The organism is Algorimicrobium echini (genome assembly GCF_900115185.1).
In the GTDB taxonomy this organism is placed as follows: Bacteria; Bacteroidota; Bacteroidia; order Flavobacteriales; family Flavobacteriaceae; genus Algorimicrobium; species Algorimicrobium echini.
The window spans coordinates 205339-230364 of the sequence record NZ_FOVN01000002.1; the positions used below are offsets into that span (position 1 = coordinate 205339).

General features: G+C 32.7%; 23 protein-coding genes. 8 read left to right on the forward strand and 15 right to left on the reverse strand.

Features of this window, described 5'->3' with window-relative positions; genetic code table 11:
- Positions 1–13 precede the first annotated feature (13 nt).
- From BM239_RS07095 to BM239_RS07110, 4 genes are read right to left on the reverse strand one after another with little or no spacing between them, the layout of a single operon-like run.
- Positions 14–1696, reverse strand: a complete 1683-nt coding sequence (locus BM239_RS07095) for a T9SS type A sorting domain-containing protein (protein WP_092206973.1) — start codon at positions 1694–1696, stop codon at positions 14–16.
- Positions 1697–1699: 3 nt separating this feature from the next.
- A complete protein-coding gene (locus tag BM239_RS07100; protein ID WP_092206974.1) occupies positions 1700–2161 on the reverse strand; it encodes a T9SS type A sorting domain-containing protein in 462 nt (153 codons plus the stop codon).
- A gap of 10 nt (positions 2162–2171) precedes the next feature.
- Entirely contained in the window at positions 2172–3722 is a 1551-nt protein-coding gene (locus tag BM239_RS07105) for a hypothetical protein (protein WP_143094903.1), read from the reverse strand.
- Between the two features lie 46 nt (positions 3723–3768).
- Positions 3769–4674 carry a hypothetical protein gene (locus BM239_RS07110; RefSeq protein WP_092206976.1) on the reverse strand — a complete coding sequence of 302 codons (906 nt, stop codon included), beginning with the start codon at positions 4672–4674 and terminating at the stop codon, positions 3769–3771.
- A gap of 131 nt (positions 4675–4805) precedes the next feature.
- On the opposite strand from BM239_RS07110, the gene BM239_RS07115 reads away from it, so the two are divergent.
- The 4 genes from BM239_RS07115 (at position 4806) to ettA (ending at position 9323) form a co-directional block, all read left to right on the forward strand.
- Positions 4806–6665 carry a tetratricopeptide repeat-containing sensor histidine kinase gene (locus BM239_RS07115; protein ID WP_092206977.1) on the forward strand — a complete coding sequence of 620 codons (1860 nt, stop codon included), beginning with the start codon at positions 4806–4808 and terminating at the stop codon, positions 6663–6665.
- A complete protein-coding gene (locus tag BM239_RS07120; RefSeq protein ID WP_092206978.1) occupies positions 6666–7310 on the forward strand; it encodes a response regulator in 645 nt (214 codons plus the stop codon).
- A gap of 67 nt (positions 7311–7377) precedes the next feature.
- Positions 7378–7560, forward strand: a complete 183-nt coding sequence (locus BM239_RS07125) for a CAL67264 family membrane protein (protein ID WP_092206979.1) — start codon at positions 7378–7380, stop codon at positions 7558–7560.
- Between the two features lie 71 nt (positions 7561–7631).
- Positions 7632–9323: an energy-dependent translational throttle protein EttA gene (ettA, locus tag BM239_RS07130; RefSeq protein ID WP_092206980.1), complete on the forward strand. Its 1692-nt coding sequence runs from the start codon at positions 7632–7634 to the stop codon at positions 9321–9323.
- Positions 9324–9378: 55 nt separating this feature from the next.
- Here the strand turns inward: ettA and BM239_RS07135 are convergent, their stop codons facing one another.
- The 4 genes from BM239_RS07135 to BM239_RS07150 form a co-directional block, all read right to left on the reverse strand.
- A complete protein-coding gene (locus tag BM239_RS07135) occupies positions 9379–9621 on the reverse strand; it encodes a hypothetical protein (protein WP_092206981.1) in 243 nt (80 codons plus the stop codon).
- An 82-nt stretch (positions 9622–9703) separates the two neighbouring features.
- Complete coding sequence (locus BM239_RS07140) at positions 9704–10531, reverse strand: MBL fold metallo-hydrolase (protein WP_092207528.1); 828 nt, start codon at positions 10529–10531, stop codon at positions 9704–9706.
- Between the two features lie 49 nt (positions 10532–10580).
- Positions 10581–11042 carry a GNAT family N-acetyltransferase gene (locus tag BM239_RS07145; RefSeq protein ID WP_092206982.1) on the reverse strand — a complete coding sequence of 154 codons (462 nt, stop codon included), beginning with the start codon at positions 11040–11042 and terminating at the stop codon, positions 10581–10583.
- On the reverse strand, positions 11035–12057 hold the full coding sequence (locus BM239_RS07150) for a formimidoylglutamase (RefSeq protein WP_177208999.1): 1023 nt from the start codon (positions 12055–12057) through the stop codon (positions 11035–11037). The genes BM239_RS07145 and BM239_RS07150 overlap by 8 nt, the downstream gene beginning before the upstream one ends.
- A 120-nt stretch (positions 12058–12177) precedes the next feature.
- On the opposite strand from BM239_RS07150, the gene BM239_RS07155 reads away from it, so the two are divergent.
- Positions 12178–13062 (forward strand): chromosome partitioning protein ParA, encoded by an 885-nt coding sequence (locus tag BM239_RS07155; protein WP_092206984.1) that lies wholly within the window; start codon positions 12178–12180, stop codon positions 13060–13062.
- 71 nt (positions 13063–13133) lie between these two features.
- Here BM239_RS07155 and BM239_RS07160 read toward each other — a convergent pair whose 3' ends face one another.
- The 4 genes from BM239_RS07160 to fumC all read right to left on the reverse strand — a co-directional run bounded on the left by BM239_RS07160 (position 13134) and on the right by fumC (position 17907).
- The gene (locus BM239_RS07160) at positions 13134–13712 is read right to left on the reverse strand and encodes a hypothetical protein (protein WP_092206985.1); all 579 of its coding nucleotides are present in this window, start codon (positions 13710–13712) and stop codon (positions 13134–13136) included.
- On the reverse strand, positions 13696–14931 hold the full coding sequence (gene hutI, locus BM239_RS07165; protein WP_092206986.1) for an imidazolonepropionase: 1236 nt from the start codon (positions 14929–14931) through the stop codon (positions 13696–13698). Before hutI ends, BM239_RS07160 begins: the two co-directional genes overlap by 17 nt.
- 101 nt (positions 14932–15032) lie before the next feature.
- Positions 15033–16466, reverse strand: a complete 1434-nt coding sequence (locus BM239_RS07170; protein ID WP_092206987.1) for a T9SS type A sorting domain-containing protein — start codon at positions 16464–16466, stop codon at positions 15033–15035.
- Positions 16467–16506: 40 nt separating this feature from the next.
- Positions 16507–17907, reverse strand: a complete 1401-nt coding sequence (fumC, locus tag BM239_RS07175; RefSeq protein WP_092206988.1) for a class II fumarate hydratase — start codon at positions 17905–17907, stop codon at positions 16507–16509.
- Positions 17908–18065: 158 nt separating this feature from the next.
- On the opposite strand from fumC, the gene BM239_RS07180 reads away from it, so the two are divergent.
- A complete protein-coding gene (locus tag BM239_RS07180; RefSeq protein WP_092206989.1) occupies positions 18066–19361 on the forward strand; it encodes an APC family permease in 1296 nt (431 codons plus the stop codon).
- Between the two features lie 70 nt (positions 19362–19431).
- Positions 19432–19611 (forward strand): hypothetical protein, encoded by a 180-nt coding sequence (locus BM239_RS07185; protein WP_092206990.1) that lies wholly within the window; start codon positions 19432–19434, stop codon positions 19609–19611.
- Positions 19612–19799: 188 nt separating this feature from the next.
- On the opposite strand, the gene BM239_RS07190 is transcribed toward BM239_RS07185, so the two are convergent.
- From BM239_RS07190 to prfB, 3 genes are all read right to left on the reverse strand, one after another.
- Positions 19800–22259 (reverse strand): TonB-dependent receptor, encoded by a 2460-nt coding sequence (locus tag BM239_RS07190; protein ID WP_092206991.1) that lies wholly within the window; start codon positions 22257–22259, stop codon positions 19800–19802.
- Between the two features lie 110 nt (positions 22260–22369).
- Positions 22370–22711 (reverse strand): arsenate reductase (glutaredoxin), encoded by a 342-nt coding sequence (gene arsC, locus BM239_RS07195; protein WP_092206992.1) that lies wholly within the window; start codon positions 22709–22711, stop codon positions 22370–22372.
- A gap of 11 nt (positions 22712–22722) precedes the next feature.
- Positions 22723–23833 (reverse strand): peptide chain release factor 2 gene (gene prfB / locus BM239_RS07200; protein ID WP_143094904.1). Its coding sequence is split into 2 segments (ribosomal slippage): positions 22723–23769 and positions 23771–23833, totalling 1110 coding nucleotides; the frame shifts between segments, so codons are not numbered across the junction.
- Positions 23834–23922: 89 nt separating this feature from the next.
- Between prfB and BM239_RS07205 the strand changes: the two genes are divergently transcribed.
- Positions 23923–24948 carry a threonine aldolase family protein gene (locus BM239_RS07205; protein WP_092206994.1) on the forward strand — a complete coding sequence of 342 codons (1026 nt, stop codon included), beginning with the start codon at positions 23923–23925 and terminating at the stop codon, positions 24946–24948.
- The last annotated feature ends 78 nt before the right edge of the window (positions 24949–25026 follow it).

The window sequence follows — 25026 nt, forward strand, 5'->3', positions numbered from 1 at the left end:
TGAATTTTTAAAGTTATTTTTTAATAAATTTTTTATTATAAATTTTTGTGTCTGTTTGGATACGAAGTATATAAGTTCCTGAATTTAAATAGCTCACATCTATTGTGTCTTGGTTTGCGGTACTTAAGAGTTCTTTTCCTAATAGATCAAAAACTTTCAATGTCATTTTTTGAGAATTAGGCAAATGCTGAATATTAAGTAGGCTATTGGTTGGATTTGGATAAATGGATATTTCAGTTGATTCTAAAACATTTGAAGCAGATAATGTGGTATCAGATATTTTCCAAAGTTCTACCCCTTGACTGGGATAATTGCCATCAAAATAAATTTCATTATTGAAAACAATAGGTTGAAAAACGGTTACACCAGTAGGAACGTCTACAATACCCATGTTGGTTAATTGTTGTGTTCCAGCGTTGGTGCCATCTGTTACCCAAACTTGTTGGAGATTATGTTCAAAAAATAATTTGTTGTTCAAAATAACAAAACTTTTGTCTAACAGAGAAAAGTTAGGAGAAACATTGTTTAATGTTTGAGTATCTATCATTTTTAAGGTGCCGCTTTCTGTGCCATCGGTTTTCCAAATTTCAAATAAATTTAAACCAACGGTTCCATCTTGTGCAGATACATAAAGTTCATTATTTAAAATGAAAAAAGGATTTGATCCTGCGCTTAATCCACTATTTAAATGTCCTGGATAAAAGTCCATGACTTTGTTCCAACCATTTGTATTTGTATATTTATATAATTCTTGACCAGTAATCTGGTTTAAACCAGTATCATAGCCTCTGGCTGCAAAAAAAAGTTCATTATTAAATTCTATAAAAAAACTTGGACTACTGTCTTTTCCAAATGCTGGATTTAGATTGTTTGGAAAAATATCTGCCACCATAGTTGTACCAGCGGCTGTTCCGTTTGTTCTCCAAAGTTCTCTACCATGAATCCCATCATCAGCTGAAAAGAAAAGGAAACCATCAAAAATATAAAAATCTCTCGGATTTGATCCTGCATTTAATGTATTTGCAGTTGAAGGATTAATTTCTAAAAATAATCCGGTACCTGCAGCAGTACCATCTGTAACATACAATTCATAGTTTGCTCCAGGAGAACTACCAGCACTAAAATAAATTTTTCCATTGTAAGCTTTCATATAATTTAAACCAGCAGTAAAAGTTGGCTCCAAAATTTTTACAGTTCCAGACGCAGTACCATCTGTTTTCCAAAGCGAGAAAGGTCCTGATACATCTCTTGCCCAAAAATAAAGTTCTCCGTTCAATTCAGCATAAAACTCAATGTTATCGGAAACACTTGAACCCGTTGGGCCAGGGAAAATATCCAATAAAATTTCTGTACCAGAAGCTGTTCCATCGGTAACAAACAATTCCATGCCTTCGGCCTGTGAAGACCCATGAAATAACAATTTATTGTTTAAAACTGTTAACGGTTTTGGATTATAACCTGCACTATTGCCATTTAAATCTGAAACTAATGTAGCTCCAAAACCAGAAGTTTTGTAGAGACGTTGTTGAAAACTAACTGAAGCATTGAAATATAATTCGCCATTATATTCCATAAAATGTCTTGGACTACTACTGTTTGAACCTATGTTAATATCTGCTACTTGTTCAAATTCATATTGAGCTGTTGTTGCTTGAAAAGATAAGCAACATGCAAAAAAAATGTAATGAAGTTTCATGTGTTAGTTTTTTATTATTTTAAGTTGCTTTTTTTTGTGATTTATATCATCACTAATAACTAATATGTACCAACCAGAAGGTAAATAGCTCATATTAATATTAGTATATATGTGGTTAATTGATTTTTTAAGTATTATTTTTCCGGTAGCATCAATTAATGATAGTTCACCTTTAAAAATGGTTTCAAATTCTATGTTAATGATTGATTCAACTGGATTGGGGTACATTTTTATCTTTTGAAAAGTACCTTCTTCTAAAACCGATAGCGTTTCGCTATATGTGGCATCAAGAATTGTTTCAATTATTAATATAGTGGCATTCGCTTGGTGATTGAATGTTTCACCAATAACTTCAACACCAAAAGCGTTTTCATTACTTCCAGAATTAAAATTATCTCTTACTAATTGTTGGGCACTTAAAAAATTGCATAATAGCAATGTAAATAACAATATTATTTGTTTCATGTTAATACGTTTAAGGTTCTAAATATTCAACTCGAATTGCTCTTAATGCATCTAAATTATTTCCAGTAATCATATTAAGAACATAATTGGAAAAATTTGCTATTGGAATTGTTAACTCATCTGAATTAATAGTTTGAAATGTATTTCCAGAATTAATAGAATTGTATGTATATAAAGTTGTCGTTGAACCTGTTGTTAAAGACGTTCTGATTAATGAAAAGGTAACATTTGCAACAGAGGTATCCTTGTAAATAAATGATAGTCTTTTAATAATGGCTCCTTCAGGAAGATTTATTGGCATGAACCAATTCCCTGACTGTAGTACTGCTAAACCATTGGACGATTTGATGTATTCAAACGACTCACCCTCTGGAACTAAATTTAACCCTGATAATACTAATTTTTTAGTTTGTATTGGTTTAACAATTACAGCGCCATCTGCATCCAATTGAAGATCTTGAGTTTCTCCATTAGCTAAATTTGGCAAAAGAACGGTACCATCATTTTTAACTTGAAAAGCATTACTTCTATTAGTATCAGAAGTTCCATTTCCAACTACAAAAAGTGAATTTGAAGAATCTAAATTATGTTGACCTACAGTCATAGAATTTTGTCCAGTTGATTTTGTTCCTGACCCAAATACCGAAGAATATGGATGAATTGTATAGGTGTACCTTCCCGTAGCAAAACTACCCACACCATAAGCTATATTATTATCTCCATAGACAAAGGTTTCATCACCACTCGCTATTGATTGCCAGCCACCTACAAAAGCATCCCTTCCCAATGATTGTGTTTCATAACCTATTGCGAAAGATCTTCCATCACTAGCAAGGGTATTGGCGCCAAAAGCAATGGATTGTTGACCAGTTGCTTCCGCGTTGAAACCATAGGCAAATGAGTATAAACCCACATTGGCATCATCCCAATTTTCATTATTGTTAAAACCGCCTCTAAAAGCTGATTTTTCTTTGTCGTAAAACATTCTTTTCGAATTTAACAAACTGGTATTATATGCTTTTTCAGAACTTCCAATAATAAGACCTGTTTGATCTAATACCAGTTCAGTAGTGCCGTTAGATTGTATTTCTACTTTGTCAGAATCTGCTATGTTTTCTACTTTTATAGTAGTGTCTTGATCTGCATCAGATAAGTTATTTACAGTTCCGGTTATCCTTTTGGCACTTTCAGAATGTATGGCATACGGAACTGTTTGGATTTCGGTGATGCCTAGGGAAACCAATCCAGAACCAGAATCTAATTTTGTCTCAATAAAATGTCTGTCGCTTTCAAAAGACACGCCATTTCCATCGATAAAAGTGATGGTTCCATTGCCAATTACAACAGATACATATCCATTTTCGTTTGTGGTTGCTGAGTGTGTTTCGGTATAGACAAGGTTTTGAGAAAGGCCTTGAAATATTGAAAATTCTAATGAGACGTTTTGGTTTGCTAATAGGTTTCCAGCATTATCCTTTAAGATAGCAGAATAGTTTATGCCACGTTGCGCCATAGAAGACATTGACAAAATACAAAAGGTATAAAGTATTATTTTTTTCATGATATTTTATTTTTTAATTACTTTTTTTTGAAATAAGCTTATAATTTTATGGCTCTTGATATGTATAATGTATGGTTTGTGAAGACTGTGTGTTGTAAGAATCTGAATAGTTAATTGTAAGGGACGTAACTAGATTATTTTCTAAAGTATATTGGCATTCAAAATTGTTTAGCACTGTGGTATCAGAACTTATATGATATCTTTTAATAGATTTAACGTGATATTCAGAAAATATGAACATGTCTAGGGTTTCTGAATTCTGAAATATTTTCTGTGTTTCAGGTAAAATGTTTAATGGAGAAAACGTTATTTGTTTAGTTCCAAATGTCGGGTGTAATAGTTCATAAACTGGATTTTTATGATTTTCATAAGTGTAAATTCTATAATATGTATTTACATATTCATCTCCAGTCATGTTTACGCTTGCTTCATCTACTCTTACTATCCTGTTTAAATGGTCGTAGGTAAATGTGTAACGTATTAATTCATTACTGTCTGTTATGGTTTCAATTAAATCGTTTTCATTATATGTTAAATCGATATAAGCTATTAGGTCTGTATCAAATAAATTGAGCCCTACCATTTTTCCATTACTGTAAACAAAATCTACCTCATAAGTGTCATATATAATTTTATTTAACTGATCGCTCGAGTCATATAAGTAAGTGACATCCGAGCTAGAACTTCCTTCCTTTTCATAAAAAGAAATAGTACCGTTTGGGGTATAGCTTATGGTATAGTTTTGATTGTAACTGCTTCCCGATATCCATTTCCCCATGTTATTATAAACAAAACTTAAAGCATAGGTATTCGTATTTTGAATGGCAGTTAACGATGAAAGTTTTGGTGTTGAACTTTCAATTTCAGGTGATTCTTGATTGCTGTCATCCTTTGAGCAAGATGAAATAAGCACCAGTAACATAAAAATTACTATTTTAAAAGCATTTTTCATAATATTAGATTTAGTGTTGAACAAAAATAGTATGAGGCTTTTTCTATTACTTCATTGAAAACCACCAAAAAGAAATTTCATGGTTAACCACTAATTATTATATTTGATAAGCAACTTTCTATAATTTTTCTATGAAAAAAGTAATTTATGTGTTTTTAGTTGTTTTCTCCCAGATACTCGTTGCACAAAATACGCCTGAACAAGCCATTGATGCTTTACTGGATTCTACGCGACAATCCAGTATTAAGGACGTTACAAAAACCAATGTCTATTTCACAAAAGCCAAACAACTAGCCAAACAAGAAAAATTAGAAGCATCCTATTACAAAATTCTAAAAAGTGAAGTGGTATTTAATTCAGTCTTGGGGAATAATGAACGCGCCATGAATTTGGCAGATTCTTTAATTAACCAAAATGTCAGTAAGTTCTATAAAGCCAATGGCTATTTAGAAAAAGGTATTTTATTATCTCGCACCACAAATTTAGAAGCTGCCATTAAAAATGCAAAAGCCGCTTTGGTTCTTTTTGAAGAGTTAGAAGACCAGAAGGGGGCAACCCATACTTTTAAAATTCTTGGAAACATATCCTATATGAACAACAGTTTCAAAGAGGCTAGGCATTATTATAAAAGGGCAATTAATTATATGCTTAAAGATAGCTCCATGGAAGCTGCCGGAAACACGTATACCAATCTTTCAAGAACTTTTGAACCTACAAACGAAATAGATTCTGCTATTTACTATAATAATAAAGCGAAAAAAATTGCTTTGGAATTTAACCATGTAATAGAGTTGAAATTTGGAGCTTTTACAAATGATGCCGATTACCAAAGTAAAATAGGAAATCATGAAGCGGCCTTGAAAGCATTAGAAGTAGCTAAAAGCGTAGCAGATACAACCGCTATTCCTGGCATGATTGGTACTGTTTTTCAAATTAGGGCAGTTATTTATGCAAACATGAACCAATTTGAAAGAGCGGCCATTGAAGCAGAAAATGCTTATCAAATTTATGTAGATAATGGACATGAAACACAAGCAAATCAAACAATTAATTTGATAAGGAAATTTAATGCTCAGTCTGGCAATTATAAAAAAGCTTATCAGTATTTAGATATGTATGTAAAGAATACCGATTCATTAAACCAATTATCGTATGAAAAGAATTTAAGTGATTTACGTTTTAAATACGAAACAGCAGAGAAAGAGCTAAAGATTATTGAACAAAATAGTGAAATCTTAAAAAAAGAAACTGAAAAAAATCGGGTTATCTTGATTGCATTTTGTCTAGCAATAATTTTGATATTATTAATTGTAGTATATGTTCAGAACAGAAAATCTCAAAACCAAAAAATAGCTTTTTTGGAAAATGAAAAAGAAAATATAGCTTTAAAATCGTTAATGGCAGGAGAAGAAAAGGAGCGAAGTAGAATAGCAAAAGAGTTGCACGATGGGATAGGAAGTTTGTTGGCAGCAAGTAAAATGCATGCCAGTAAATTGGAACTAGCTAATACAGAAAAGAAAACCTTGTTAATTAATCTTTTGGATAATGCTTCCAAAGAAACGAGACGCATTTCTCATAATTTACTCCCAGAGAGTTTAATGAATAAAGGATTAGATGTTGCTTTGCAAGATTTTATTAATTCCCTTAATGAAAGTCAACTAATAAAGACTGAATATGAATCTGTTAATTTATCCGTAAATCTGCCACAATCTACACAATTAACTATTTACAGGATAATACAAGAACTGCTTAATAATATTATCAAGCATTCTGAAGCTACAGAAGCTTTTATCCAATTGCAGCAACATGATAAAAAACTCATTATTACAGTTGAAGATAATGGAAACGGATTTTCTTATGATAATTCCAAAAATGGTATTGGTTTACAAAACATAAAATCCAGATTGTCATTGCTCAATGGTAAAATGGAAGTTGATTCCAATGTTACTTTGGGAACTTCGGTGTATATTGAATTTGAATTAGAAAAATAAATGGAAAAATTATATAGTGTTGCTGTTTTAGACGATCATGATTTAATTAGTGAAGCCATTAAATCTTTGCTAGATGCAAACAAAACATATCAATTTGTAGCTGGCTTTTTAAGTGCATCAGCTTGCATTCAGCATTTGAACTCTTTTAATGATGTAGATATTTTATTATTGGATATACATTTAAATGGGGAGGATGGTTTAAAAATCTGTAAAACTTTAACCCATGACTTCCCTTCGCTTCACAAAATTATGCTTACAAGTTTAACACAACAAAGTTTGGTTACAGAAGCTCTTAAAAATGGAGCCAAGGGTTATTTACCAAAAAATGTAGGTTATCATGAACTAATTGAGGCCTTAGATACGGTAGTAAGAGACAAGATATACTTACATAAAGACATTTCCTTTTTACCAATTAAAAATGAAAAAGAATCTACGTATCGATATTTGCCAAAATTAACCAGAAGAGAGAAAGAAATACTTCAGCTAATACTGGATGAAAAAACTACACAAGAAATAGCAGAAAAACTTTTTATAGCTGTTAGTACAGTAGAAACCCATCGCTCTAGTTTATTAACAAAAACAGGGTCTAAAAATGTAGTAGGATTAATTAAATATACTATTGAAAAAGGGCTTTTATCTTTATAAGAAGCTATTTATTTAATATAAAAACACGATATTTGTAGCTTCAATTTTTTAACTAAATAGAGAGATTATGGCAATGAATAAAAATACGGTTTTAGCTTGGGCGACTGCCATTATGGTTTTCGTAGGTTTAGCTTTAATAGCACTTGGTGCGTTTAGATATGATGATGTAGCAGGTTGGGGATTTGCAGCTGTAGGAATTGGTTTTTTTGCAATAGCTTGGGTTTTCAATGCACTAAAAGGGCGTGTATAATTAGCTTTCTTTGGTAAGTACCTCCCTAATAAATATAATTAACCACAAATAACGTAATAATAACAAACATTATGAGTGACGATAAAAAAGTAATATTTTCAATGTCTGGTTTAACCAAGACATTTCCTGGCGCAAATACACCAGTTTTAAAAAACATTTATTTAAGTTTTTTCTATGGTGCTAAAATTGGAATTTTAGGTTTAAATGGGTCTGGAAAATCTACCCTTTTAAAGATTATTGCTGGTCAAGATAAAAACTACCAAGGTGATGTTACTTTCTTACAAGATTATTCCGTAGGATATTTAGAGCAAGAACCTCAATTAGATGATAATAAAACCGTAATGGAGGTTGTCCGTGAAGGAGCAGCAGAAACAGTTGCTATACTTGACGAGTACAACAAAATTAATGACATGTTTGGTTTAGAGGAAGTGTATTCTGATGCTGATAAAATGGAAAAGCTGATGAATCGTCAAGCGGTTCTTCAAGATCAAATTGATGCATCTGATGCTTGGGAATTAGATACCAAACTAGAAATTGCTATGGATGCGTTACGAACACCAGATGGCGATAAAAAAATTGGCGTTCTCTCTGGAGGTGAGCGTCGTCGTGTAGCGTTGTGTCGTTTATTATTACAAGAACCTGATGTATTATTATTAGATGAGCCTACTAACCACCTTGATGCCGAGTCGGTACATTGGTTGGAACAACATTTAGCACATTATAAGGGAACTGTAATTGCAGTTACGCACGATAGATATTTTTTAGATAATGTAGCAGGTTGGATTTTAGAATTAGACAGAGGCGAGGGTATTCCATGGAAAGGAAACTATTCGTCTTGGTTGGATCAGAAATCTAAACGTATGGCGCATGAAAGTAAAGTGGCTTCTAAACGTCAAAAAACGTTAGAGCGTGAGTTGGAATGGGTACGTCAAGGTGCTAAAGGACGTCAAACCAAGCAAAAAGCCCGTTTGAATAATTACGATAAATTAATGAGTCAAGACCAAAAACAATTGGATGAAAAACTTGAAATTTATATTCCAAATGGTCCGCGTTTAGGAACCAATGTTATTGAAGCCAAAGGTGTGAGTAAGGGTTATGATGATAAATTATTATATGAAGATTTAAACTTCAACTTACCTCAAGCAGGAATAGTTGGTATTATTGGTCCCAACGGAGCAGGTAAGACCACTATTTTTAAAATGATTATGGGTGAAGTTGCGCCTGATAAGGGGGAGTTTATTGTGGGCGAAACTGCAAAAATTGCTTACGTAGATCAAAGTCATTCTAATATAGATCCAGAAAAAACAATATGGCAAAATTTTAGTGATGAGCAAGATTTAGTAATGATGGGTGGAAAAGAAGTGAATTCTAGAGCCTATTTAAGTCGTTTCAATTTTTCAGGTGGAGAACAAAACAAAAAAGTAAAATTATTATCTGGTGGTGAGCGAAATCGTCTGCATTTAGCAATGACTTTAAAGGAAGAAGGCAACGTATTGTTACTAGATGAGCCAACAAATGATTTGGACGTTAACACGTTACGTGCCCTAGAAGAAGGTTTAGAAAACTTTGCCGGTTGTGCCGTTGTTATTAGTCACGACCGTTGGTTTCTAGATAGAATTTGTACACACATACTAGCATTTGAAGGTAATAGTGAAGTGTATTTCTTTGAAGGTAGTTTTAGTGATTACGAAGAAAATAAGAAAAAACGTTTAGGTGGCGATTTAATGCCAAAACGCATAAAGTATAAAAAATTGGTTCGCTAATTGCATAAAAAAGCCTCGTAAATACGAGGCTTTTTTATGTTATTTTTTTAAGGAATTAATTATTATTATACATATGTCCTTCGGTAAAATCTTGATAAGGTTTTTTTTCGCTTTCATCTGTTGATGGTGATGCTTTGCTTAAACGCTCGTTTTCTTTTTTAAGTATTATAGACTTCCTAACACCTAAAATTAATAGAATTAAAAAAAATATAACAGTTATAGCAAGAATCTTTACAATGCTTATTTGTTCAATTAAGAAAAATGTTTGGTATACGAAAAAGGTCCATTTCAGAAACATAGTAGGTTGATTGATTGGGTTAATAGCTTGTCAAATATAAAATATTTTTTTTAGTAACCAACTAAAAATGAAAATATTGTGACTATTTGTACCAATTTAATTGCACAACTTCTATGGCCTTATTCTTATTGTTTATTATAGTTTTAAAATTTGCAACATCACTTAATCCTTCTGTTCCGCGATAATGATATGGTAAAACTATTTTTGGTTGAAATGCTAAAACGGCATCAGCTGCATTTTCTACAGGCATAGTATATGGCAAATTCATACATACTAATGCTATGTCTATATTATCAAGATTTCTCATTTCTGGTATATCTTCCGTATCACCAGAAATGTATATTCGCTGATTGTTTAGAGTTAAAATATAGCCATTACCACGACCTTTAGTATGAAATTTTAAAGCTTCTTCACGTAAATTATACATAGGTATGGCTTCAACACCCATGGTAAATTCACCAATTGAAAAACTTTCATTTAAACCATTAAAAAAAACATTGAAATTAGCTTTCAGAGATTCTGGTAATTTTTCTTTTACAGCCTCTGGACCAATAATAATGGTGTTAGTGGTGTTAATAGCCTCCAAAGTTTTAGTATCCAAATGATCTCCATGGATATCGGTAATTAAAATAAAATTTGGACTACTAAATGGTGTATACCGTTCTGCATCACCTACGGGATCAATATATATAGATGTGTTATTATATTCTAAAACAAGACTGGCATGTTCAATAGGTGTTATTTTAATGTTTGAAGCTTCATATAAATTTGAATTTTCAATATCTGATGACGGTTTATTATTTTGCTCTGTTGCGGTTTCAATATTAATGGGTTCAACCTTATTTTTATCTGTTTTACAATTAGAGAATAATAAGGTAATTAGTAGTATTGGTAGAATTTTAATTTTCATGGTGTGTTTAATTTTCATTCAAGTTACAATATATTTGAAAAATTATCAATCATAAATCTAAAACCATCTTTATATTACCACGTTTATATGGTGCATTAGCCTCAACGGGAATTTCTTTAAATCCAAATTTTTTATAAATATAAATAGCGTTTTCTAATTTGGTGTTTGAGTAGAGAAGTAGTTGTTTCATCTCCTTTTTTTTGGCAAATTCAATGCAATGAGCTACTAATTTCTGACCAATTTTTTGTCCGCGACATCGAGGTAAAACAGCCATTTTAGTAAGTTCCAATACATGTTGGTTGTTAGTAGGCATGAGAGCAACTGTAGCAACAACACATGAATTATTTTTTATAAAAAAAATATGGCCACCCTTATTAATAATATAAGTTTCAGGTTTGCTTAAAACCTCTTCATCAAAAGGCTCAACATAGAAATGTGTTTGCAACCATTCTATATTTAAGGCATAAAAATCTTCAGCGTATTGTTTGTTAAAAGGAATGATGTCAAGCATTTGTGTGTGCTCTAATAAAATCGGTTATTAAATAGGTTAAAAGTTTGCCAACTTGATTTTCGGAGTCAGGAGTTGGAGCAGCTTCGCATAGATGAAGATACATAGCGTGTTTATTTTGAGCCGTAGTATTTAAAAAAGCCCGTGCTTTACCCATACTAAATCCACTTGGCGTCATCGCACTACTTGGTGTATTTTGAATGGCATCGCAATCCAGTTCAATTCCATAAGGTTTTGAGTTAATATGCTGTAATGCACGTTTTAATTCAGACTTAAATTTCAATTCTTTTCGCACCTCAATGGCTTCAAAGGTATTGAATTCTATATGCCTGTTTTCCTCTAGTTGTGTAAATATAGCATCAGAGGTATAGTTTTCGTGTAAACCGAAAATAAAATATTTTTTTAAAAACCCTTCAGAAACGGCATAACTAAAGCCATTCCCACTGTGTCTGCCTTCTTCAGTTCTGAAATCTGAATGTGCATCAAAATTAATAACATTTATTGGTTTTTTTAAAGCTAATGATGCTCCTTTTATATTGCCATAGGCATTGTTATGACCACCTCCAATAATAATTGGTGTTTTTCCAGCTTTAATGATGAGAGCCACGAGTTCAGAAACGTGTTTATCAATGTTTTTAACCAGTTTTCTAGCTTTTTGAATATCTTTTGAATTTGATTGATTTAAACTTTTTAGTTTATGCATGTCATCAAAAAAATCTAAATAACCAAGAATTAGAACTTTATTAGGATGTGTAAATTTATTACTTTGAATATTTAACAAAACTTTAAGGCAGGCATTCCAAGCATTAGAAGTACCTATTTTACCGTGATTAGCAAAGACACCTATATCTTCTGGAATACCAAAAATAACATATTGAACATCTAAATTTATAAGCTGCTCGTATATACCTGTAAGATGGGGAATTATGTGTATATGTTCACCAAATTTGGATTCATCTGGGCGCTTATTTACTAGCGAATTACGATTTGACTCATTAAATAATACCAGTTTATCCATAAACATTAAAATAATTAAATAGAAAGTATAAATGTACTTTTTATTTGAAACTTTAAAAACAATTGCTTAAAAAAGCACAAAAATAGTAGTAACTTTAATTTTTAAAAAAACGAATTTTTTATGGAATCTAATAAAAACAGTACAGGATTAAAAGTGGCATTAGGAATAGCTCTAGTTTTATTTGTAGCTACAGGAATTTATACCTCCAAGCTATATAATGAAAAGAAAGATACCGAAGCCCAATTGTTACAAGAGAAGGAAATGGTTATGAATGATTTGAGTAATATGGCCAAACAATATGATATTGTGATTAACGATAATAATATTGCTAACGAAAAATTAGTTGAAGCAAAAAGTCGTATTCAAGGGTTAATAGACTCATTAAAAGTTTCTGAAACAAATGTACAGAGTTTGTATCGTTACAAATCTAAATACGCTGATTTGCAAAAAGAAATGACTGTATTATTGACAGAAAATGACCGACTAAAAATTGAAAATGAACTATTGGCAACATCTTTAGATAGTACTAAAATCCGTTTGGAAGAACGTACCATGTTTACAGACTCATTAATGGTTCAAAACACAGCATTAGCAGAAGTGGTTAGCAATGCTGCTGTTTTAGGTGCTGTAAGCTTAAAAGGATATGGTGTTATTGAACGTAATTCTGGTAAATTAATTCCTACCGAAAGTGCAAGACGTGCTGATAAAATCCGTGTTTGTTTTACCGTTCCAAAAAATACGCTGGTCCAAGGTGGTGATCAAGAATTATATATTCAAGTAATTGATCCAAAAAATAATACCTTGGGAGCAAACGAGCAAATTGAATTTGGTGATAAGGTGTTGAATTACAGTTTAGTTAGTAAATTTAATTATGAAAATGCAAGTTTGAATATTTGCGAATTTGTAGCGCCTAATGCTGATAGTAAATTTGAAAAAGGCCGTTATATGGTTAACGTATTTAATCAGAAGGATTTAGTTTCTACTTCAGAATTTATATTAGATTAAAACACGCTAATATTGGTTTTCCATAGAGCTAATACTAGCAAAACCCGGAAGTTTGTTCTTTCGGGTTTTTTTTACACTTGTTTTTCAGATAATTTCTGAATGCATAATTCCCGTATTTTCCATAGTGTGATAAAGTCATATTTAATAGAATGGTTAACAATCCAATGTTTTAAATATGTTTGATGTAGTTTGACTTTATACTCACCAATTTGATTTGGAAAAATTTCTTTTTCAAATACTAATGAATTTTCAAATGAAATGGTATGATTGGATATCCGAGTTATATCTAAAATTTCACTATTAATTTTTAAATAACAATAAGCTTCTGGTAGGAACGGTAGTTGCCACTTTTCTAAAACGGCTTTAATACCAGGCGTATTTTCTTCACACATATTATAAACACCTACAAACAGTTTTATGTTAGGGATGTTTTGTTGATTGGCTAATTCAGCAAGAAATGCATGTTTTGTTGAACAAGTTCCTTTTAACTCTTTTAATACCAAGGAATAATCGCTTCGATTACTATTTCTACCATAAGGTAGGTTTTGTATAAAAGTAAGTGTATCCTTATAGTTAGTTATACCAAAATTTAATAGCTTAAATGATAATAGGGATGGATGTGGTGATATAAATTTATACGATTTGTCCATTTATAATTACCGTTTCAATATGATTATTACCAAAAGCATAGGGTAAATAAGCATAACTTGGAACTGGCTTCGTAATAATAATATTCGCTTTTTTTCCACGTGTAATACTGCCGTACATATTGCTAATACCCATGGCATAAGCACCATTAATAGTTGCAGCGTTTATTGCTTCTTCGGGAGTTAATTTCATTTTAATACAAGCAGTGCTTACTACAAAATTCATATTACCGCTAGGAGTGGAACCTGGATTATAATCAGTGGCCAATGCTAACGGTAATCCTGCTTCAATTAATTTACGACCAGGCGTATATGGAATGCTTAAAAAATACGAACAGGAGGGAAGTGCTACTGGCATGGTTTCACCTGTTTTAAGTACTTCAATATCATTTAGAGTTAATTCTTCTAAATGGTCTACAGATAGCGCTTGATTGTTTACAGCGACTTCAATACCTCCAAATGCATTAAATTGGTTTACATGAATTTTAGGAACCAATCCATGTAATTTTCCTGCTTTTAAAATGCGTTCTGTATCGTTTAAATCGAAATAACCTTTTTCGCAAAACACATCAATATACTTGGCTAATTGTTCTTTGGCTACTTTTGGGATTAATTCGTTAATAACTAAATCAACAAAACCTTCTTTATTATCTTTGTATTCTTTAGGCACAGCATGTGCTGCTAAAAGAGTTGCCTTTACTTTTAATGGAAAATTCTGTTTTAATCGTTTAATAACACGCAGCATTTTCAGTTCAGCTTCTACAGTAAGTCCGTAGCCAGATTTTATTTCAATGGCACCAGTACCTAATTTCATGACTTGTTTTAGGCGGTTTGCAGATTGTATATACAAATCGTCTTCACTTGTTAGTTGTAGTTTTTCAGCAGAATTTAATATACCACCACCACGATTAGCAATATCTTCATAAGACAAGCCATTAATTCTATCTACAAACTCTTGTTCTCTGTTTCCTGCGTAAACAATATGTGTATGAGAATCGCACCATGTTGGTAAAACCAGTTTCCCAGAAGCATTAATAACAGTGTCTGCTTCCATATTGTTACAATCATCCATTGGACCATAACCTACAATGGTATCATCATCTATTAATAAATAAGCATTTTTAATAGTAGGAAGCCGTTTCATATCTTGTCCTGAAACCTTAAGAATATTGCTCTCTCTAACCTGGATTAATTCTTGAATATTGGTAATTAATGTCGTCACGATACTTGTTTTTTCAAAGTTGCTTAATTTTTATTTAATAAAAAAACGCTAACAAAATTATTGCTAACGTTTTTTTTGAAATTTAGAGCTTGTTTTATTTTTTATTGCTTTACAAACTTGAATGCTGTATCTGTATTTTCAAGCTTTAAAAGATAGATTCCTTTTGATAGACTAGAAACATCTAATGTACTATTTAAGACCGTTGTTTTTATAACTTCTTTACCCAAAACATTGTAAACAATTATATCAAAAGGGTCTTGATTTGTTGTTTTAATATGTAAAGTATTAGAAGTAGGGTTTGGATAGATACTAATAGTATTAGTTTTAAATTCTGTAGTACTTAACGTAAATAAATCGTTTTTAAATATAAAAACATCATCTAATAAATAACTGATACTGGCTATATCTAAATCGCCATCGTTATCAAAATCTTGTATTTCTAAATCAAAGGCAGTCGAACTACTATCATCAATAAGCATTTCGCTTCCAAAACCACCTGTAGCATTACTTTGGAACCAAATAAAATCATTATCAGTAGCTCGACCATTTGCAACAACCAAATCATTATAAGTATCATTGTTAAAGTCTGCAACACCAATTGATGCTGTTCTACCAATTGTAGTGGCTAGTGTAGTTTCAGTAAATGTAGTTCCCGTATCACTAGTATCATTAGAATACCAAGCAATATTAGGGTTGGCACCTGGAGAATTATCCGATTTTACAATTTCAAGATTAGAATCATCGTTAATATCTGCAAATAGCACAGAAAATAAAAAGCCATTTCCTGTATCTACAGCATTTGTGTATGCAACAAAGGGTACATTCCCCGAGACATCTAAACCATCAGGAATAAAACGATTGTCGTACAATTTAATATCGCCATTTCCAGTAAATCCAACAACAACATCCAAATCGCCATCACCATCAAAATCAGCTATATCCATTGTGCCAGGATTACTACCAGGTGTTAAAGGCACAACATAACGAAGCGTTCCGAAAGTGCCATCGCCATTACCTAAAAAGTATACAACGCTATTCCCATCATAAGCAGTAACAACCAGATCTAAATAACCATTAACATCGTTGTCAATATTAGCCGCAATAACGGTACCAGCACCAGCTATACTTGATGAAATGGTTACAGCTGGCTCAAAAGTTTCATCGCCATTATTTTCAAACCAAACGAGATTGCCACCTAAATAACTGGCCGCAATAATATCATTATCACCATCGCCATTAATATCTGCTATCGTTAAACCTTCAACATAGGATAACGCATTTGGTGCAATAGCCGTTAGTATAATACCTGTAGCAAATGTACCATCACCATTATTCTTATACCAAGTAACGTTACCAGAAACGTCTGATCCTACGGCGAGATCTAAATAAGCATCGTCATCTAAAAAACCAGAAGCAATGGTGTAAGGTTCGTCACTTGTATCGGCATCTATGGTGCTTTTTACAAATGATATTTGAGAATTTACAGTCCAACTAATTAGAATGAAGCCTGTAAGAATTAGTAATTTTTGTTTCATAGTTTAAAAGTTAAAGATTAATAGCGTAATATATTGATATTTATTTAGTTATAGAGCCTACCATGTCTTCAGGTTTTACCCAAGCGTCATAATCCTCTGCCGAAACATACCCTAAATTAATGGCTTCTTCTTTTAAAGTAGTACCATTTTTGTGGGCTGTATTAGCAATTTCAGCAGCTTTATAATACCCTATTTTAGTATTTAAGGCAGTTACAAGCATTAAGGAATTATTTAATAACTGTTTTATAACTTCATGGTTTGGTTCAATACCTTGAGCACAGTGTTCATCAAAACTCATACAAGCATCGCCTAATAATTGTGCAGACTGCAAGACATTAGCAGCCATCATAGGTTTAAATACATTTAATTCGTAATGTCCTTGAGTGCCACCAACAGTAACTGCAACATCGTTACCCATAACTTGTGCACACACCATAGTTAAGGCTTCACATTGTGTAGGGTTAACTTTACCAGGCATAATAGAACTACCTGGTTCATTAGCCGGAATAATAATTTCTCCAATTCCAGAACGCGGACCAGAAGCCATCATTCTAATATCGTTAGCAATTTTATTTAATGAAACCGCTAATTGTTTTAAGGCACCATGAGTTTCAACCAAAGCATCGTGAGCCGCTAAAGCTTCAAATTTATTAGGTGCTGTTATAAAAGGTAAATCAGTAAAATCAGCAATATATTTGGCCACCAATTCTGAATAACCTTCTGGTGTATTTAATCCTGTTCCAACAGCAGTTCCGCCTAAAGCTAATTCAGATAAGTGTGGTAAAGTGTGCTGTAAAGCTTTTAAACCATGGTCTAATTGTGAAACGTATCCTGAAAATTCTTGTCCCAAAGTTAAAGGCGTAGCATCCATTAAATGGGTACGTCCAATTTTTACAACATCTTGAAAGGCTAATGATTTTTTATGAAGTGTATTTCGTAATTGAATGACACCATGTATGGTGTGCTGAACGATTTTCTTATAAGCGGCAATATGCATTCCTGTTGGGAAAGTATCATTGGAAGATTGAGATTTATTAACATCATCATTCGGTTGAATTGTTTTTTCACCTTCACCAATGGTCTTGCCAGCTAATTGATGCGCTCTATTGGCAATAACCTCATTGACATTCATATTGCTTTGCGTTCCAGAACCTGTTTGCCATATCACTAGCGGAAACTGATCATCATGTTGGCCATCTAATATCTCATCGCATACTTGCGCAATTAAATCTCGTTTTTCTTCGGTTAAAACGCCTAAATCGCAATTCGTGTAAGCCGCAGCTTTTTTTAAATAAGCAAAACCGTAAACAATCTCTAACGGCATAGATGCTGGTGCACCAATTTTAAAGTTATTTCTTGAGCGTTCTGTTTGTGCTCCCCAAAGTTTGTCAGCAGGCACTTTTACTTCGCCCATTGTATCTTTTTCTATTCTAAAATTCATGAGTATTGAAATTGAAATAATAAATTAGTAATAGCACAAATTTAAGCTTTTCACTCCAAAACGCTTAATTGTTAAAGAGTTATTTGTAAGAAAATATTAGGTTTGATATGATGAATACCTAAAAAACATTATTTTTAATTACAACCTGTTTGTATTATATGAAAAACGATTCCAATTCCGACAATAAAATAAGTCTCCGTGAAGCCATATCAATCGGTATAGGAGGCATGGTTGGCGGTGGCATTTTCGCTGTTTTAGGTTTGGCTGTCTCATTGGCGCAGGGTGGAACACCCATTGCTTTTCTGTTTGCAGGAATAATAGCCAGTTTAACAGCTTACAGTTATTCTAAATTATCTGTGGCATTTCCAGATAGAGGCGGTACTGTTAAATTTGTAAACCAAGGATTTGGCAAAACGGTTTTTAGTGGTACTATAAATAATTTGCTTTGGGTAAGTTATATTATCATGCTGTCTCTGTACGCTTCTGCATTTGGTTCCTATGCACCTAATTTACTAGAACTTACTGGAAACAAAACTTACGATTCACACATGTATTTGAGTGCCATAATTGTTGTAGCAACAGCCATTAATTATTACAGTATAAAGGTGGTTAGTAAAATAGAGTCCTATGCTGTAGTTGTCAAGTTAATTATTTTACTTGGCTTTATTATTATTGGCATTTATGGTCTGTTTGGGAATCCAAATACCAAGCAACTTGCTATGACAAACTGGGAAAATCCTTTGTTATTATTAACAGGTGGAATGGTTATTTTTGTAGCTTATGAAGGTTTTGAACTTATTGCAAATGCGGCACCAGACATTATTAATCCCAAAAAAAATATCCCAAAAGCATATAATTATTCCGTTTGGTTTGTAGTTTTTCTATATATTATAATAGCTATAGTTACTGTAGGATCCTTACCCTTCAATGAAATTGCTAAAGCAGAAGATTACGTTTTAGCCGAGGCAGCCAAACCCATGCTAGGAAAAATAGGATTTAGTATTATAACTGTTGCAGCACTTATTTCTACTTTTTCAGCAATAAATGCTTCATTATATGGTGGAAGTCGTGTGAGTTTTGAATTGGCAGAAGATGATGAATTACCACACCATTTAACAAGCATGCTATGGAACCAGCCAATAGGTTTACTTATTACTGCCGTTTTGACCTTGGTTTTGGCTAATGCATTGGAATTAGAAAGTATTTCAACAGCAGGAAGTGCTGGTTTTTTACTCATTTTTGCAGTAGTAAATTATATTGCTTTCAAACAGTCTACTAGCATAAAAGGCAACAAATTAATACCTTTTTTAGGCTTTATTGGTTGTTCTGCTGCATTTATAACTTTAATAATTCAACAATACACGTCTAACCTTATTGGTGTAATTGTCATAATTTCAATCATTTTACTTTGTTTTATTTTAGAATTTCTATTTAAGAAATTTCACAGTAAATAAAATTGTAATCTAATATTGTAAAACAAAAGTCTTTATTATATCTTTGCCATATCAACAAAAAAATATCACCATGTTTGAATTTGACCAATATTTAGGATTTTTAGCATTTTTAACCATTTTAACAATCGGTTTTTGGTTAATGATTTTTTTAATAACATTTGTTATTCCATATTGGATTGGTGGCGCTTTAATTGAAAGAATGAAAGAAATTCGTGAAGAGAAAAAAGCTAAAAGACAAGCATTAAACTAGTTTTAAATAGAACTTATGCATACAACGCCTGAAAGAAATTTCAGGCGTTTTTTTATACATAATTTTTAGTCTATTAAACTAAATCCCATATATTTAATTTCAATCTCTTTTAAATAAGAAAGACTGCCTTTTCAGACAGTCTTTTTTTCATTATAAAAATATATGTGTGATTTTTTTATAAATGATTATTACCCTTCATAATCATAGTCTCCACCACCAGAATTTCCACCACGTTCTTGACGTTTTTTCTGTTGGTTAAAGCGGTAGGTGAATGATAAGTTGAAACTACGTTCACGCCATTGAAATTCTGATGTACTATTAAATGTTCCTGTAAATGTTTCTGATTGACGTTTTCTACTGTTAAACAAATCGCTAATATTAAAAGCAATAGAGGCTTTATCTTTAAACAAATCTTTACTAAAAGCCATATTTGTAGAGAAAACACCTTCACGTTTGTTTTGAGCATCTTCTGATGGACCTCGGTAATTTAAACTTGTTTGCCATTCAATTTTACCTGGCAATGTATATTTGTTGTTAATACGAGCAAACCAACTGTTGTTAGTGTTATCTAATGATAAACCGTTAGGCGTTTCACCAGTTATACTTTGTTGAAAGTAATTAAAGTTTGCGTTTATATTCCATATTTTAGATGGTTTATAAATAACTGTAAATTCAAAACCATATCGATCTTCTTCCGCTAAATTAATAGGAGTACGCTCAATAATTGTGAAATTTTGACCATTTACTGTAACGGGAATCCCTGTATCAAAACTAATAAAACTAAAGACATCAGTAGCATGTTGATAGTAAGCAGATGCATTTAAAGATACTTTATCACTAAATTTTCTATAGTAACCTACATCATATTGGCCAGAATAACTTGGTGCTAATTGTGGGTTTCCTCTAAAAATGGATGTAACACTAGAGCGTGACGGAAATGGATTTATAAACCAAGAACGTGGCCTTTGAATTCGCCTACTGTAACCAAGCGTGATATTTTCCTTTTCACTCATTTCAAAGTTTAAGTTAAGCGTTGGGAATAAGCCTGTGTAATCATTTTTAGAAAAATCACCGCTTGTTGGCTGGTCAACAGTTATACGTGTATTCTCTAAACGAAGTCCTGCTAAAAATGAAAATTTTCCAAACTTACTTCCAAATTGTGTATAGGCTGCATTAACATATTCACGGTAATTTAAAAAATTAGAAAGGGAATCGTTTACTACAAATTCATTTGAATTCATATTTAGTAGTTCAACCGTATAATCTGTATCTTGATTTTTAAAATCGCCACGATAGCCTAATTCAAATTGGCTATTTTCTCCAATAGGAAGCACATAGTCAGCTTGCAATAAAATGCGTTCTTGATCTTCTAAAGTAGCAACTTTTTCTGTGTTTTGACCTTCAACAAGAACTTTAGAAAACTCGTCTTCAGAGTTATCTTCATATTGAAAATCCATGGTTAATTTATGGCCACTGTCATCAAAATCTTTCATAAAGTTTAATGAATACTGCAAAACTTTGTCATCCTCTAATTCTGGATCAAAGCGGTTTGCTTGCGAAAGGAAATTTCCATTTTCATCAAATTGTGTTAATGTATTGGTCGTATTACTTTCGTTATCACCATTTCTATACGAAATTGCACCAGTTAATGATGCTGAATCTGTTATATACCATTCTACTCCAAAGTTTGTGCTTATACCTTTTCTAATACGTTCATAACGATTTTGTTCGTCTGCAAATGTATCTGGATTATCTAAAATAACATTGCCTTCATCATCAAATCGTTTATTGAAATATTGCGTGTAAGATGAAGAATTACCAGGTACCTCACGATAATCATAACTGGTTGTATTAAAAATATTAACATCGCCTGTTCTGTAATTAACATTACCAGAAATACCAGCTTGTTTCGGATACCCTATATTGGTTGTTACAGCACCATTAAAGCCCTGTAATTTACTTCGACGTAAAATAATGTTTAAAATACCAGCCGTTCCTTGTGCATCATAACGAGCCGAAGGTGATGTAATCACTTCAACACGCTCAATAGATTCGGCAGGTAATTGACGTAAGGCATCTGTAGAATTTAAGCCTACTAAACCAGATGGTTTTCCATTAATTAAAATGGTAACATTATCATTACCTCTTAACGCTACATTCCCTTCAACATCTACTGATACCGATGGGACATTATCTAAAACGTCACTTACTGTTCCACCGCTAACTGTTAAATCTTGACCTACGTTATATATTTTTTTATCTAAACGAATATCTACCGTTGTCGTTTCGGCAATAATTGACACTTCATCAAGTGCTTGAGCATTTTCTGCCAAACCAATGGTTCCCATGTTTTTATTAGCCGTTAAGTTTTGATTTGGAATTGTTAACTTATCAAAACCTATAAATTCTATGGTAATATCATAGGTGCCACTAGGAACAGGAATGCTAAAGTCTCCTGTTTCTGTAGTTATACCTCCAGTTACTATTTTATTTTCTGCTTTGTTTACAAAAGCAACCGTGGCATACTCCAAAGGCATGTTTGTAGCTTTTTCAAATACTTTACCGGTAATAATGACTTCTTTATTTTGTGCAGTTAGGTTTAAAACCGTTAAAAAAAATAAGGAAAGGGTTAAAATTAATTTATTCATGAATATATTTTTGCGTGTAGGACTGCAAAAATAGCCTTTGGTTTAAGGGCTTTTGGTTAAAAATATGTTAAAAACAAAAGCCTCTATTTTAACAGTAGAGGCTTTTGTTTTTAAAGTATATCTAATATTTTTTCAGGTGGTCTGCCAATGACTGCTTGTTTACCATTTATAATAATCGGTCGTTCAATAAGTTTGGGGTTTTTAACCATAGCCGAAATTAGATCTGCATCTGATAATTCAGTCTCTTTATACTGTTCTTTCCAGATAGCTTCATTTTTTCTAACCAATTCAATTGGTTTAATCCCTAATAAAGAAATGATATTTTTAAGTTCATTTTCTGAAGGCACATCTTCCAGATAGGTTACTACTTCGAACGGTTTGCCTGAATTTTTTAAAATTTGTAATCCAGTTCTACTTTTGCTACAACGGTTGTTGTGGTAAATTGTAATCATAAATATGTAATTTAAAGTTGGCCTGATTCTTCAGTTTTCTGCCCCATCATCATTAAATAAGCTTTTAAAAACGGCTCAATATTTCCATCCATAACGGCATCAACATTACCGGTTTCATGGGCTGTTCTTACGTCTTTTACTAATTTATAAGGATGCATCACATAATTGCGAATTTGACTTCCCCATTCAATTTTCATTTTATCGGCTTCAATATCTTCACGTTGCGCCAATTGTTTTTGTAATTCAATTTCATAAAGTTGCGATTTCAACATTTGCAAGGCTCGTGAGCGGTTATCATGTTGAGAACGCGTTTCACTACACGAAATTTGAATACCTGTAGGCTTGTGTGTAAGTTGTACTTTTGTTTCTACCTTATTAACATTTTGTCCGCCAGCACCACTAGAACGAGCAGTTGTAATTTCAATATCTGCGGGATTTATTGCAATTTCAATAGTATCATCTACCAACGGGTAAACATAGACAGATGCAAAACTGGTGTGGCGCTTGGCATTACTGTCAAAAGGAGAAATACGTACCAAACGATGAACTCCGTTTTCACCTTTCAACCAACCAAAAGCAAAATCGCCTTCAATTTCCAAGGTTACCGTTTTAATTCCAGCAACATCTCCTTCCTGATAATTCAGCTCTTTAACTTTAAATCCACTTTTTTCAGCATACATTAAATACATACGCATGAGCATACTGGCCCAATCGCAACTCTCGGTTCCACCAGCTCCAGCTGTAATTTGCAAAACAGCACTCAAACTATCACCTTCTTCCGAAAGCATGTTTTTAAACTCTAAGTCTTCAATAAGAGTTTCAGCCTTTTCAAAACGATTTTCTAAATCATCGGCAGTGGCTTCCCCTTCCTTATAGAATTCGTAAATAACTTCTAAATCTTCTTGAAGCGTTTTGCCATCTTCGTAATCAGAAACCCATTTCTTTTTATTTCGAAGCGATTGCATAATGACTTCAGCAGCTTTGGAGTCATTCCAAAAGTTAGGGTCGAAGGTTTGTTCTTCTTCGTTTTGAATTTCAATTAGTTTGGCATCTATGTCAAAGATAGTGCCTTAATTTCTCAAGGCGGTTTTTTAGATCTTTAATTTGATCTGAAGTAATCATAGCTTATAAATTTTAACAAAAATATAATTAAATGAGCCAACAGAAAACTTAAAATGAATTAATTTTAGCGCAAACTTAATAGTTGCTTTATGAAAATTGATTTGCGAAGTGATACGGTTACCAAACCTACTAAAGGCATGTTGAATGCCATGATGTCTGCCCAAGTAGGCGATGATGTGTATAAAGAAGATGAAACCGTAAATGCACTTGAGCAGCGGTTAGCCAAACTATTTGGGAAACCCAATGCTTTATTTTTTCCTACAGGAACTATGGCAAATCAAACTGCAATTAAGTTGCATACCAATCCAGGCGATCAGGTAATTTGCGATAAAGATGCGCACATTTATCATTATGAAGGAGGAGGCGTTTCTTTTAACAGTGGTGTTTCTTGTAAATTGTTGACTGGAACTAATGGCATGTTTACTGCACAACAAGTTATTGATGCTATAAATCCACCCGATTTTTACCACAGTCCATTAACCAAACTCGTTGAAGTTGAAAACACCGCAAATAGAGGCGGAGGTTCATGTTGGGATTTTAATGAATTGCAAAAAATTCGGAATGTATGTGATACCAATCAATTAGGGTTTCATTTAGATGGTGCACGTTTATGGAATGCATTAATAGCAAGAAATGAAACGGCTCCAGAGTATGGTCAGGTATTCGATACCATATCTGTATGTTTAAGTAAAGGATTAGGTTGCCCAATTGGATCCGTACTTATTGGTGACGATGTGTTTATGCAAAATGCCATCCGCATCCGAAAAATATTAGGTGGCGGTATGCGACAAGTAGGATATTTAGCAGCTGCAGGCTTATATGCTTTAGATAATCATTTAGAACGCTTGGCAGACGATCATCAAAAAGCAAAGGAAATAGGTGCTGTTTTACAGTCCTTACCATTTATAAAAAAGGTTGTTCCAGTGGAAACCAACATTGTTATTTTTGAATTAGCAGAACGCGAAAAAGAAGCCAAATTCCTAAATTATTTTGCGGAAAAAGGAATACGTTTAAGTGGAATGGGAAGTGGTAAATTGCGAATCGTTACCCATCTGGATTATACGGATTCAATGCATGATTATTTTCTAACGGTTTTAAGAAAAGTGAATTTATAGAGTTATTTTCAACTAACAACTAACAACTAACAACTAACAACTAACAACTAACAACTAACAACTAACAACTAACAACTA